Origin of the sequence: Wujia chipingensis, from assembly GCF_014337155.1 — a bacterium.
In the GTDB taxonomy this organism is placed as follows: domain Bacteria; phylum Bacillota; class Clostridia; order Lachnospirales; family Lachnospiraceae; genus Coprococcus_C; species Coprococcus_C hominis.
Window position 1 is genome coordinate 2770231 of record NZ_CP060632.1, and the last position, 13264, is coordinate 2783494.

Consider the following 13264-nt stretch of genomic DNA (forward strand, 5'->3'; position numbering starts at 1 on the left):
GTTTTTTCGCTTGTTTTTCGGCTCCCACACCCACCGCGTGGGTTTTTCTGCTTACTTTCCACTCGCTACACCCACATACGCCAGTGCTACCGTCACGCCATCCTGCGCCTGCTTGCGAAGCAACAGCTCTCCATCATTCGCGCCATGCTCGCTTGCATATTTCACTGCACTGCGCTCACATACATTATCCACGCCTGTCACGCCTGTCACGAACTCGGATGCGGAAAACGTCCCCGACACCGCCTGCAATTCTTCTGCCGTATATGTCTCAAACGGCACTTTCCTCGTCTCGCAGAATTCAAGCAATCCAGCCTCTTCCTTCTTCAAATCAATGCTCGCCACCGCACATAACGCTTCCATCCGCAAGCCTGCTTTCGCAAATGCATCCTGCACCGCATGCTCGATTTTATCCGAAGATGTTTCCTTCCTGCATCCAATTCCTGCTACGATGCAGAGTGGAACAAGCTGCAACATTTTCTCATCTGGCAGGATATCTCGTGGAGTTACAATAACCTGATACGAACCTATCTTTAATCTCCGAACATCGATTCTATTCCCGCATGCGTTCTTCTCTTCTTCCTGCGAAACCTCTGCTTCATCCACCCACACAGGCTTCGCCCCGGTCGCCAGCACCTCTGCGCTGATTGCCTTCGCCTTCGCCCAGTCCGTCACAACTAAATTATGTTCCCGCGCATAATCATCGATAGAAAACTGTCCTTCCACGTCCGTCGCCGTCGTAATAACCGGTGTTGCCCACATCACATCCGCCAGCATCTGTGTGAGTGCATTTGCCCCGCCGGCATGCCCGCTCACCAACGATATCACGTGTTTGCTGCATTCGTCCATGCACACGATTGCTGGATCTTTGGATTTGTGTGTCAGGTGTTCCGCTACACTCCGTACCGCGATTCCACTTGCTGTTACGAACACGATAGCGTCCACCTGTTCAAAATATTCGTCAACACATGCCTTCACTGTTTCCTTCATTGAAACCTCTGGAAGCGCCTCGCATTTTACCTTCGCAATAATTTCTGCACCGGAAATATTTTCCAGCTTCTTCGCCAATTTTTGCATTGTTGCATACCCACGCACACTGCATGTGATAAGCAGCACGCGGCGGATCCCTGCCGGAAGGGCAATCTCCGTCGCACCGCGGTATTCCGTTGCAAATGCTGCGTCATAGAGCTTTGATTTCTCATAGATACTTCCAAGTGCCGGAGATACGATGATCAGTGCCGTCTTCGTAATTCCCGCAGCTTCCATATCTTCCGGAAGCTTTGCCAGTGTCGTGCGGATGATTTTCTCTTCCGGCCACGTTGCTTTATACACGACAGCAACCGGCGTATCCTCTGCATATCCACCGATCAAAAGCTCCTGCCGTACCTTTCTTGCAAGCCCGGACGACAGATACAACACTAGACTGGCGCGATGTGCCGCCAGACTCCGCAGATTTTCCTTCTCCGGCACTGGCGTTTTCCCTTCTGCTCTTGTCAGAATCAAGGTCTGCGTCACATCCGGCAGCGTATACTCACACGCCAGCGACGCCGCGGCACCGAACACCGCACTCACCCCCGGGCACACATCATATGCAATTCCATATTCATCCAGCAGATCCATCTGCTCGCGGATTGCCCCATACACCGACGGATCTCCCGTATGCAGGCGCACCGTCCCTTTACCTGCTGCCTCTGCTTCCCGCATCACATCCACAACCGCATCGAGTGTCATATGCGCACTGTTATAGATCTTGCAATCCGCCTTTGCATAGGAAAGCAGCTCTGGATTTACAAGCGAACCCGCATAGATAATCACGTCCGCTTCCTTGATTCGATTCATGCCCCGCACAGTGATCAGATCACACGCACCGGGACCCGCTCCTACAAAATGTACCATTTATTTAACTCTCTTTCCGCATCACTCGTCTGCCCCAGATATCCATACTTCTCCGAAAATACAATAACTCCAAACCGCATCGTATCGCCGACTCTGCCTGCGACATGCTTCTCGATCGCCGCAAGGATACTCTGCATCACCACTTCCCGCAAGCCTTCTCGTTCCAACACATCCAACATCCGATCGGTATTGATACAGTCGTAGATTTCCTGTACCACCTTCGCTTCGGCGCCCGCCATCGCTGCATGCACCGCGAAGATTTCTCCTCGTCCATCTGCCACCTTGGAATGTGTGTTGAAAATTCCTGCCGCCAGCTTCACCAGCTTTCCGATATTTCCAACCAGCAAGAAATCCTTCATGCCATATGAGATTGCAAGGTCAATCGTATCACCGATATAATTGCTTGACTTGACGCTCTTTGTCAGATCAAGTTTCAAATATTCAGACGCATACGCCTGTCCATAGTTTCCCGGTGTGACTAATATTTTCTCTTCGCCGACCGCATGCAACTGCCGGATCTCCGTCTCGATCGTTGCCACAATCGCCTGCTCACTCATCGGCTCTAAGATTCCGCTTGTTCCTAGCACCGACAGTCCGCCCTCGATGCCAAGCTTCGGGTTAAATGTGCGCTTCGCCAGAGCCTCGCCCTCTGGCATCCAAACCGTGATGTGCAATGGCTCACTGACATTTGCTTTCTCGCACACATCTGCCACCGCCGCAAATATCATCTGCCGCGGTACACGATTAATTGCCGCCTGTCCGACTGCCTGTTCCAGGCCTTCTTTCGTGACACGCCCGATGCCGATTCCTCCATCTAATGTCAGATATGGAAATGATTCGCTGGTAAATGCGCAGGACCTGTCTTGGCTTCCATCTATCTGCTCTCGCACACGCTGCTTCGCATACGCCACCGTCACACAGACATCCGTGCCGTTTGTCACATCCGGATCATCGCCGCTGTCCTTCACAACCTTATAGCTTACCCTGTCTGCATCCGCCTCCAACAGATACACCGGAACGGAAACCGTCATCCCCTTCGGCGTGCGCAAGGTTACCGCATGGCTTTCTACCCCAAGCAGAAGCTGTATCGCTGCTGCCTGTGCCGCCGCTGCACTACACGTTCCTGTCGTAATGCCCAGCCGGAGCTTTTTTTGATTTTTGATCACATATTCTTCCATACGCATTTCCAATCTGTAAAATCTTCTTTATTTATACCATTTCATACGGAAATTGTAAATTTATTTCCGTTCCCGCTATGCACCTCTATTTTCAATCCTGGTTTTTCTGCTTACTTTCTTCCTCCCACGCCCATCGCATGGGCTCCGGTCATATATCGCGCTCACTTCACTATACCACATGATTTACTTCCGAAAAAAGAGCAGGACTTCCATCCTGCTCTCATGTGTATGAATTGCACAATTAACTATTTTTCTTTTCTTCTTCGGATCATACCTGTGATACCGACGCCTGCGCCAAGCATAAGCGTAATCATAATCGCTATCGGATATGCATCTCCGGTGGAAACCGTTTTATCCGTTTTCTTGCTTGTCTCTGTTGTCTTCGGGGCACCTGCCTGTGTAGTTGCTCCATCCGGCTGTTCCACGAATGTCTGCTGTGTGGTTGCCTGCTCACCTGTCGTCTGATTTTCTGTTGTTGTCGTTCCTTCTGTCGTCGTCTGCTCGCCTGTTGTGGATGGAGCCACGCCCTTTGCAACAACTACCTTGGTAGATGGCGACGCATAGTAATTGTTTGTTTCCTTATATCTTACGTAATAATCGCCATCGGAAAGCTGCGTCAGCGTCGTGCCTGTGCAGGCGGTCCAGCTTGTCTGATCAACACTATATTCCATCGTCGTTGCCAGATTGGCAATCTGACCATCATTTTTTCCATCAATTGTTTCTGCCGTCGGTGTCAATCCCGTCGGTGCATTCTGATCTGCCTTTTTGATGATGAAGTTTTTCACAATTTGTCCATGTAGACTATTTATTCCGTTGATCGTGACACTCGCTGTTCCTGCATCTTTGTTATTTGCATAAGTCAGTTTATAGCTTGTGTTCTCTGTCAGTATCTGTCCGTCATAGGTTACTGTCACGGTAGGTTTTTTTTCATTGCCATCATAGACATATGTATCCGGATTGAGTGTAACGGTAAGCTGTGAATCGGTGAGCCTGCGATAACGAAGTACATAATTGCTTGCCTCATTCCTCTGTTGGTCAAAGATTCTTGTTCCCTTTGCATTAAAACGATACCCTTCTGGCAGAAATTCTTTTACATCTAAACCATTCGCGACATTACCATAATTATTGATATATGCGTTTGTTCCAACCTCAAACACACAACTTTCCTGCATTGTTAGCTTCTCAAGCCAGCAATAATCACCAACCATATCCACCTGACTTGTTCCTTCCAATGCAACACCACCATTAGTAGCCCAGTAAAGATGTGATATCGTTAGTTTTACATCATTCAATGTCAACACTGGATCATTTCCAACATTTGCATTATCAATTTCCGCTGACATACTTCCATTTTTTATCGTCAATGCATTCATAGTGGAAATCTGTGTAATCGTCAAATTCTTGTCATTCAGATCAATCGTAAGATTTTTGTTTCCAATATCAACAGAACAGGTCTCCGTTGCGTCTGCCAGCATCTTGATTGTATAATTATTATATACATTTCTCGCCGCTACTTCAAACGTTGTATATCCCGCTATCTTCATTCCAGTCTCATCCAATACCTCTGCCACTTCTACCGCAGCCTTGACCGGCACAACCTTCGTCCCTCCGCTTATCGAAAAAATTGTGGCTGCTGCGATCACAACTGCCATCACCTTCCGCATTAACCTCTCTCTTACTTTCATTTTCTCTCCTCCTACTACCCAGGACTTTCCTGTCCCAAATATTATCCTCTTTACATTTTTTTCATTCTTTTTCTTTACCATACCTTTGGGGGCACGTCAACCCTTCTGGGACGAAATGCATTTTTCTGGGACGAAATGTCATTTGGATGCATAGATTCCTATAGGAAATTGTGTTACAATGTTAAAAATTACAATTTAACCATTCATCAGAGAGGAAATGAATATGAACCTTGCCATCGTGGATGACAATCCGGAAGAATTACAGAAATTATATAAAACCATTATGGATTACAGCCGCACGCACGATGTTGCAATCGCCTGTGACTGCTTCGCGACATCTGCTGCATTTCTTTCTGCATGCGCACAGATCTCATATTCTTTTGTTATCTTTGATATTTATTTACAGGATACAACCGGAATTGATCTGGCGGCAGAATTCCGCAGGAATGCTCCCCGGACACCTATCGTGTTCCTGACCAGCAGTCCGGAACATCGGGCAGATGCATTCCGGGTGCATGCATTTGATTATCTCGAAAAACCCGTAACCGGGGAGATGATCGCCCGGCTGTTCGACGAGCTGGCGATCACGCAGGAAGAAGAGACTGACACACAGGCATTTTCAATCTCGATAGACCGGAAGCAGATTCCGGTTTTATATTCTGACATCCGCTATATCACCTCGGATTCCAACTATCTACAGATTCAGGGGCGCGATGTGTTCCGTTGCCGCATGCCATTTCGCGAAGCCGCATCCATCCTCACACAGGACGAACGGTTTCTGACCATCAACCGGGGGATACTCATCAACCTGGACTATGTGCAGCATATGGAGAACGCTTCCTGCACCATGTGCGACTCCACAACATTTTCGATTCATAGGAAAAATGCAGCCGCCATCACACAGGCTTATATCTCTCACCAGTTTAAGCGGCGCACGAAGGCATTGACGAAAGGAGGACTCTCATGAATTTCTGGAACCTCGTTTACAGAGCCGCCGAATACGGCATTATCCTCCCCGGCATCTTTCTTTGCATCATCCCTGTTGCGGACTGGCTCATCATTCCCCAGAGAAAGCTCTATCCGGTGTTGCTGCCATGCATGGTTGCAGTCTGTTTTATGCTGGCGTGGGTGGATTCTTCCGGCTCCTACTACACAAACATATTCTTCTTCCCTCTGCTCGGCATCTGTCTGATTGCGTATTTTTTGACTGTAAAACTGGAAAAGTTGAAATTACTTTACATGTTTTTATGTGCAACCGCTGCGTTATCCTTCGGCTGCATCATGAACTATTACATCATCGCGCGGATCGATCCGCATTCCAACATACATGACGACTCCGTGCCCGGTCTGATCATACAATATGCGGTCAGTCTCCTCATTATGTCTGTGTTGCTCCGCATGCGGCACAAATACCGATGGCTGTTTGAGAATTTCAACACGACATTATTCTGGAGAATCGCATGGATGATTCCTGCAATCATCTCCTTTTGCAACATCTATATGATTCCGATTGATTATGCCAACATCCGCGTCGGGCGGGTCTTCCAGATTGCAATGGTGATCGAAGGTGTGCTGTTCCTGTTCTTCATGCTGTTCCAGTCCCTGTTGTACATCATCGCCGTCACGACCTCCCGGAAGATCGAAGCAGATTCCACCGCCCTGATGTACCAGCTTCAGGCAGACCAGTATGAGAAAATGCAGGCGTATCTGGATGAGACACGCCGTATCCGGCATGATTTCAAGCATACGATTGCAGTATTGAACGAACTTTCCCAGACCGGCCAATATGAGAAATTACAGGAATATATCTCCAACTATTCTTCCGAGATATCGAATGTACAGGCACCTGCCACCTATTGTGACAACCCCGTGGTCAACGCAACGATTCATTATTATATCGATATCGCCCAAAGCTATGGCATCCGGACGAAGCTGCAGGTTGTTATTCCAAAGGAGATAGCGATCTCGGATATTGACCTGTGCCTGATCTTCGGCAATCTGCTTGATAACGCAGTCACCGCATGCCGCCATGTCCGGACCGATGCCCGTTTCATCCGCTTATCCGCGGATCTCGACACCCCGGGGCACCTGTATATCACAATGGTAAACAGCTTTGACGGCAATGTCTGCACACGGAACGGAAAATACATCTCCACCAAGGAGCGGAAAAGCGGTATCGGTCTTGCCTCGATTCAGGCTACGACGCAAAAATACCACGGTTCCTCGAATTTTTATACCGAACAACATGAATTTATCTCGAATATCATGTTAAAACTAAAGGAAAATGAAACGGAGTAATTCTATGAATATCACAGTTATCTTCACCGGCGGCACGATTGGTTCGTCCGTACAGCAGAACTTTGTCTCCACCGATACACAGATGCCATATCGACTGCTGGCAATGTATGAGACCGAGCAAAAGAAAAAAGGAGCAGCCATCCCGCACTTTCAGACGGAAGCTCCTTATACAACCCTGAGTGAGTATATGGATGGTTCGCATCTGAACCTGCTTATCTCCTGCATCCGGGAGCAGCTCACAAAGGATATTGACGGCATCATTGTGACGCATGGCACGGATACGCTTCCTTTTACCGCCGCGGCGCTTGGTATGTGCTTTGCCTATGCAAAGGTTCCAATCCTGCTCGTGTCAAGCAATTATATCTTAGATGATCCGCGTGCAAATGGACTGACGAACTTTACCGCTGCCGTTGATTATATCACTTCCCCAACTTTGCCAACAGCCGTCGGCATCGCCTACTGTAACACCGGAAGTACGCCGAAGATCTACAATGCACTTGGCGTCTACAACCATTATCCGTTTGACGACAGTTTGTACGAACGTTCTTATGATGCATATGCGGATGCAATTGCACCTGTCCTTCAGGAGTTTTCCGACCTGCGGCAAACATCCGTCCACTTCGATACATCCTGCCCAGTATGCTTCTTCCAGTCCATGCCGGGTATGCAGTATTATCTGCCGGACAATGCATGCGTAGTGTTGATCCACGCTTACCACTCCGGTACGATCAATACGAAAAATCCATCTCTGCTTGCACTCGCCGAACAGGCGGCACAAAAAAAGATCCCGGTCTATCTGACCGGAATCTCTGCATCTTCTACTGATTATGACAGCAAAGCGATATACGAATCTCTTGGGATCATCCCGCTTCCAGAATACAGTCCGCTTGTTGCGTATATGTATCTATGGTACAAATACAGCCAAAAACACTGATTATTTTCCCTGCAGGAAATCCTGCATCTTCTGCAGGTTAGCTGCCATCAGATCATATCCATTCTGATAGAATGCTTCCTGCTTTTCTTTATCCTGCTCAAACTTGCTGATGCTGTCTAACTCCGGACGGAACACGAGAAGCTTTCCTTCCTTCTCGTATCGGTCGATCCGGTCTAACTGCTTCGCATACATCTCACGTCTGCGCATCAACGTATCATAAAATGCCGGATATTTCTTCTTATAGGTACGCATCAGCACACGAATCTTTCCATAGTTTGTCGGTGCTTCCTCTGGCTTTCTTGTCAAAATACAGACAACCCGGTCACATCCAACCTCAAATGCTCGCTTCACCGGAATCGAATCAGCCAGACTTCCATCCATATAATGGAATCCATCTAATTCAACCGGATTGCACAGCACAGGAACTGAACACGATGCCTTGACTGCCGTCAGCATGCGCTTCTCATCCTCTGTCTTTGCGATATATTCGGCTTTTCCAGTCTCGCAGTTTGTCACTACGAGTTCTACCTCCGATGGTGACGCAACGAACTTCTCAAAGTCAAATGGATACTGCTTATGCGAAAACTCCATCACCATACGATCTAAATCAAGCATCTTCTTGCTTTTACGCATCTGCTTGACACCATAATATGCATTTTCACCGCTTGCGGTAATCGTCCATTTGGTACGACCTTTTTGCCCTGCCAGATAATTAACCGCGTTTCCAGCGCCGGCAGATACTCCTACCACATAATCAAATACTATCTGATTATCCATCAGGCAGTCCAATGCTCCTGCGGTAAAAAGCCCGCGGAACGCACCGCCCTCTAATACAATACCTGTCTTCACGTTTTTCATCTCCTCGGATCTGCTTCTTTTAATTCGTCAAGCTTCTCCTGAATTCTCTTCTTTACCAATTCGCATACATCATGCTTCCGCAATTTTCCATATTCTTCATATGGAATCGGCGGCAGGAAATGTACCTGTGTCCGAACCTTCTCAAAAGTATTCGTATCCATCGACCTCCACGAATCGTAGATCACAACCGGAACCATTGGTGTCTTGGATTTTAACGAACACGAGAAACACCCGGACTTAAATTCCTGTAACTCATTTTTATTATCCGTATAACCGCCCTCTGGGAAAATCAAATATGGTTTTCCATCCTTCACACGCTCGGAAATCGTCTTCAACGCCCCGATCTGCTGCTTCGGATCCTCGAACGATATCGTGGTTCCCTCCACCAGACCACATACCTGTCTTGCAACCAGACGGTCTGCGGATTTCTCTTCCCACAACATCGCACATGGCTTCGGATGTGCCAGCATGATACCAAGTGCATCGTATTTCCCCTGATGGTTGGCATACATGATGTAGCCGCCATCCTGTGGCAGATTCTCCCTGCCAAAAACATCCGTCTTGGTACGGGCGCGTCTGCGCATATGATTCTCGATCTTCATCGCAAAATCATACCGCTGCTGTTCGGTGTATTTTTCTTTGTGTTTTATCATATAATTCGCACGCGGAATATGCGTGGCAACGAACAACGGACTCGTTGCAACAACGAATTTAAATCTCAAATTTTTCAATCTATCTCAACCCTTATATCCCCATGCCATCCTGCATAGTTCTGTGTCTGCCTGCAACCTGGAGCTATCACAACATCTTCTTCTTTCGCAGCACAATTGTCACTACAATACAGATGACAAGTGTAAGCACACATATAATCATAAATCCCCATGGTTCCTTTGAAAACGGCATACCGTTGCCATTTACATTCATACCATATAATCCCGATATAATCGTCGGTATGGACATGACGATCGTAATCGCAGCCAACAGCTTCATGATGTTGTTCAGACGGTTATCAATGAATGTTGACATCAATTCCCGTGTACCCTTTAAGATATCCCGGTAGATCTGCGTCATCTCTATCGCCTGCAGATTCTCGACAATCACATCATCCAGCAATTCCTGATCCTCCGGGAATTTCCGGATTCCGCTATACCGTGTCAGACGGTCCACGACCATCCGGTTCGCACGCAATGATGTATCAAAATACACCAGGTTGGATTCCATCTCATGCAGGTTGACGATATCGGCATCCTCCGTTGCGCCTCCCATACGTTCCTCCATCTCAAGTCTGCGCCGGTCAATAATCCGAAGATACGACTGATATAACATGCTCGTCCGGTACATAATCTGATAGGTAAAACGCACCTGCTTCTTCGTGGTAAAATCCCGTATATTATTGACAATAAAATGCTTGAGCACCGGTGTCTCCGCCGAACACACCGTGATAATTGCATCGTCCGTCCATACAACCCCCAGCGGGATGGTTGTATATGCCTCCTGGTTGTGCCGGATCTCAACCGAAGGAATATCGAATAATATCAAAACATAATCATCGTTGACATCCACACGGGATGACTCCTCATCGTCCAGTGCAGCCCGGATATCTGCGAGATCCACATTATATCTTCTTGCAATCTCGAGACTCTCGTCCTGCGTCGGCGCTGTCAGATTGATCCATGTACCAGGCATAAACTCATCAATCTGTCTGAATTTTCCATTCTCTGTAATGTACTTACTGATCATATCCTTCTCGCCTCATTGTCTCCCTTTTTCATGGCAAAAGCCTCACTGTCACATATTTTATCACGACTTTTCCCATTCGGAAACCCCTAAATATATTTCTTTAAATAAATATTCACTCTGCCCTTTCGCGTCTCACTTCCGGCACCGCAATACCGGAACTTTCCGTACCCGCGGACCGAGAAACTATCGCCATCTTTTAAGACCAGACTGTTGCGTTCCTCAATTCTGCCGTTCCGTGTGACTTTCTTCGCCCGGAACATATCCAGCGTCTCGTTGCGGGAGCATTTCGTGACGGCTGCAACGATGGCATCAAACCTCGGTGCACTGACGATCACGTGTATATCCTCAAGTACAGGCTTCAGATCCTCGATCTCACCCTCCACGAGAGAGGTTTTCACGTTCGTATGTTTTATCTTTGTCAGTTGCTCCATAATATATGCAGCGATATTCTCCTGACAGAAAATATATGCCCGCTTTCCATCCTTTACCAGAATGTCACCGAGAACAGACCGTTCAATCCCCAGATTCATAAGCGCGCCGAGAAAATCGCGATGACTCAGATCTTCAGCGAATTTGTCCAGTAATGGTTCTACCAGAATAATCGAGATGGGGAACACGCCCGCATACCCAAACAATTCTTCCGAGCCAAACTGCACCATCTGCCGTTCGCACTCCGGCGTTCCGCCGAAGCAGGTCATCCCAACAAAGGAGAAATCCGCCTGCTTCTCATAGACCACCGCAAGCTCCGCGGGTGCCAGGAATCCGGAGTATGTATAAATATTTTGTCTGTACGCACGCTTCGCCAAGTCCTGCAAACGCGCAATCAATACCTGTTCTTCGTTCATATCTACTGATTCATAGATTAACCAAGAATCGCCTTATCATTCGCGAATTCTTCGCCACTTGCCTCTTCAAACTTGCGAAGCAGATCTGCAACGGTCAGCTTCTTCTTCTCTTCACCACGGATATCGAGAATGATATTGCCATCCATCATCATGATCAGCCGGTTTCCGTGTGCGATTGCATCCTTCATATTATGTGTGATCATCAACGTGGTCAGATTATCGCGGTTGACGATCATATCGGTCGTCTGCAATACCTTCGCCGCAGTCTTCGGATCAAGAGCGGCTGTATGCTCATCGAGGAGCAGGAGCTTCGGCTTCTTCAGGGTTGCCATCAGCAGTGTGAGTGCCTGTCTCTGACCACCGGACAGAAGTCCTACCTTCGATGTCATACGGTCTTCCAAACCAAGTCCCAGTGTAGCCAGCATCTCACGATACTTTGCATGCTCCTTCTTCGTGATTCCGGCTTTCAAAGTACGGCTGTCTCCCCGGCGGAGTGCCAGTGCCAGATTCTCCTGAATCTCCATTGTCGCTGCTGTTCCGGTCATTGGATCCTGGAACACACGGCCGAGATATTTGGCACGCTTATATTCCGGAAGCTTTGTTACATCGGCATCCCCAATCAGGATCTGTCCCTGATCGACCGGCCATACACCGGCGATTGCATTTAACATCGTAGACTTACCGGCCCCGTTTCCACCGATGACGGTTACGAAATCGCCATCCTCCAGCGTCAGATTCAGTCCTCTTAATGCCATTTTCTCATTGACCGTTCCCGCATTGAAGGTCTTATAAATATTCTTCAGCTCTAACATAGTATTTACGCCTCCTTCTTCTCTGCGGTTGCCGCAAGCTTCTTACCCTTGTTGAAATGTTTTCCCTTCCAATAAGGCACTGCAAGGAATACTGCTACGATCAAAGCCTGGAACAGCTTCAACAAATCCGTATCGACGCCGAGCCAGATAACGATCTGCAATACGATGAAATAAATCACTCCACCGATACCAACCGACAGAAGCTTCAATGCGAAGTTCTTGAAGATACGGCTGAATATTGCCTCACCGATGATAACCGATGCCAGACCGATTACGATCGCACCTTTACCCATATTGATATCTGCAAATCCCTGATACTGTCCAAGACATGCACTTGCAAATGCAACCAGACCATTCGAGATCATCAATCCGAGTACCTTGTTGAAGTTCGTGTTAATACCCTGCGCACGCGCCATATTCTCATTACAACCCGTTGCACGAAGCGAACTACCAAGCTCTGTACCGAAGAACCAGTACAAAATTCCGATGACAACAATCATAAATAGAAATACGACAAAGATGGAATTCTTATAGAATGCCACTCTCTTTATGTATCGGAGAGAAACTGCCAAATCATATTTGTCCACATTGATCGGCTGATTTGCCTTCCCCATGATCTTCAGGTTCACTCCCCACAGACCAAGCTGTGTCAGAATACCTGCTAAGATCGCCGGGATTCCCATCGTTGTATGGAACAATCCAGTTACCAGACCAACAAGCATACCTGCGAGTGTCGCGATCGCCATCGCGGCTGCTACATGATACCCTTTCTGCATCAACATAATACATACGGCTGCGCCGGTACACATCGTTCCATCGACGGACAAATCGGCGATGTCCAGAATCCGGAACGTAATGTACACGCCAATCGCCATAATACCCCAGATCAGACCCTGGGCAATCGCGCCTGGCATGGCATTGAATAAAGCACTTACATCCATTTCTTTCTCTCCTTTATTTCTTCATTAACAAAAGTCGGGTAGAAAAACTCTACCCGACTACTATACTATAATAATACAAC

Annotated in this window: 12 protein-coding genes; 3 read left to right on the top strand and 9 right to left on the bottom strand. The window is 47.7% G+C overall.

What is annotated here, in order from left to right; translation table 11 throughout:
* Positions 1 to 51: 51 nt before the first annotated feature.
* The 3 genes from cobM to H9Q76_RS12990 form a co-directional block, all read right to left on the bottom strand.
* The gene (gene cobM, locus H9Q76_RS13855; protein WP_330594669.1) at positions 52 to 1893 is read right to left on the bottom strand and encodes a precorrin-4 C(11)-methyltransferase; all 1842 of its coding nucleotides are present in this window, start codon (positions 1891 to 1893) and stop codon (positions 52 to 54) included.
* Entirely contained in the window at positions 1878 to 3071 is a 1194-nt protein-coding gene (cbiD, locus tag H9Q76_RS12985; protein ID WP_227573126.1) for a cobalt-precorrin-5B (C(1))-methyltransferase CbiD, read from the bottom strand. Before cbiD ends, cobM begins: the two co-directional genes overlap by 16 nt.
* Positions 3072 to 3316: 245 nt before the next feature.
* Positions 3317 to 4756, bottom strand: coding sequence for a hypothetical protein (locus H9Q76_RS12990; protein ID WP_249321284.1), 1440 nt, complete (start codon positions 4754 to 4756; stop codon positions 3317 to 3319).
* Positions 4757 to 4979: 223 nt separating this feature from the next.
* Between H9Q76_RS12990 and H9Q76_RS12995 the strand changes: the two genes are divergently transcribed.
* Genes H9Q76_RS12995 through H9Q76_RS13005 form a run of 3 tightly spaced genes read left to right on the top strand, consistent with a single transcriptional unit; the run spans position 4980 to position 7988 of the window.
* Positions 4980 to 5723 carry a LytR/AlgR family response regulator transcription factor gene (locus H9Q76_RS12995; protein WP_249321285.1) on the top strand — a complete coding sequence of 248 codons (744 nt, stop codon included), beginning with the start codon at positions 4980 to 4982 and terminating at the stop codon, positions 5721 to 5723.
* Positions 5720 to 7054 (top strand): sensor histidine kinase, encoded by a 1335-nt coding sequence (locus H9Q76_RS13000; RefSeq protein WP_117780378.1) that lies wholly within the window; start codon positions 5720 to 5722, stop codon positions 7052 to 7054. The genes H9Q76_RS12995 and H9Q76_RS13000 overlap by 4 nt, the downstream gene beginning before the upstream one ends.
* Before the next feature lie 4 nt (positions 7055 to 7058).
* The gene (locus tag H9Q76_RS13005; protein WP_249321286.1) at positions 7059 to 7988 is read left to right on the top strand and encodes an asparaginase domain-containing protein; all 930 of its coding nucleotides are present in this window, start codon (positions 7059 to 7061) and stop codon (positions 7986 to 7988) included.
* Here the strand turns inward: H9Q76_RS13005 and H9Q76_RS13010 are convergent, their stop codons facing one another.
* The 6 genes from H9Q76_RS13010 to H9Q76_RS13035 form a co-directional block, all read right to left on the bottom strand.
* Positions 7989 to 8837 carry a patatin-like phospholipase family protein gene (locus H9Q76_RS13010; protein WP_021984576.1) on the bottom strand — a complete coding sequence of 283 codons (849 nt, stop codon included), beginning with the start codon at positions 8835 to 8837 and terminating at the stop codon, positions 7989 to 7991.
* 5 nt (positions 8838 to 8842) lie between these two features.
* Positions 8843 to 9577 carry a lysophospholipid acyltransferase family protein gene (locus H9Q76_RS13015; protein WP_243100418.1) on the bottom strand — a complete coding sequence of 245 codons (735 nt, stop codon included), beginning with the start codon at positions 9575 to 9577 and terminating at the stop codon, positions 8843 to 8845.
* Positions 9578 to 9644: 67 nt separating this feature from the next.
* Positions 9645 to 10586, bottom strand: a complete 942-nt coding sequence (locus H9Q76_RS13020; protein WP_021984574.1) for a magnesium transporter CorA family protein — start codon at positions 10584 to 10586, stop codon at positions 9645 to 9647.
* Positions 10587 to 10672: 86 nt separating this feature from the next.
* Positions 10673 to 11431: a YlmH/Sll1252 family protein gene (locus H9Q76_RS13025; RefSeq protein ID WP_249321287.1), complete on the bottom strand. Its 759-nt coding sequence runs from the start codon at positions 11429 to 11431 to the stop codon at positions 10673 to 10675.
* A gap of 17 nt (positions 11432 to 11448) precedes the next feature.
* Positions 11449 to 12243 carry an ABC transporter ATP-binding protein gene (locus H9Q76_RS13030; RefSeq protein ID WP_249321288.1) on the bottom strand — a complete coding sequence of 265 codons (795 nt, stop codon included), beginning with the start codon at positions 12241 to 12243 and terminating at the stop codon, positions 11449 to 11451.
* Positions 12244 to 12248: 5 nt separating this feature from the next.
* Entirely contained in the window at positions 12249 to 13184 is a 936-nt protein-coding gene (locus H9Q76_RS13035) for an ABC transporter permease (RefSeq protein WP_021984571.1), read from the bottom strand.
* Positions 13185 to 13264: the final 80 nt, after the last annotated feature.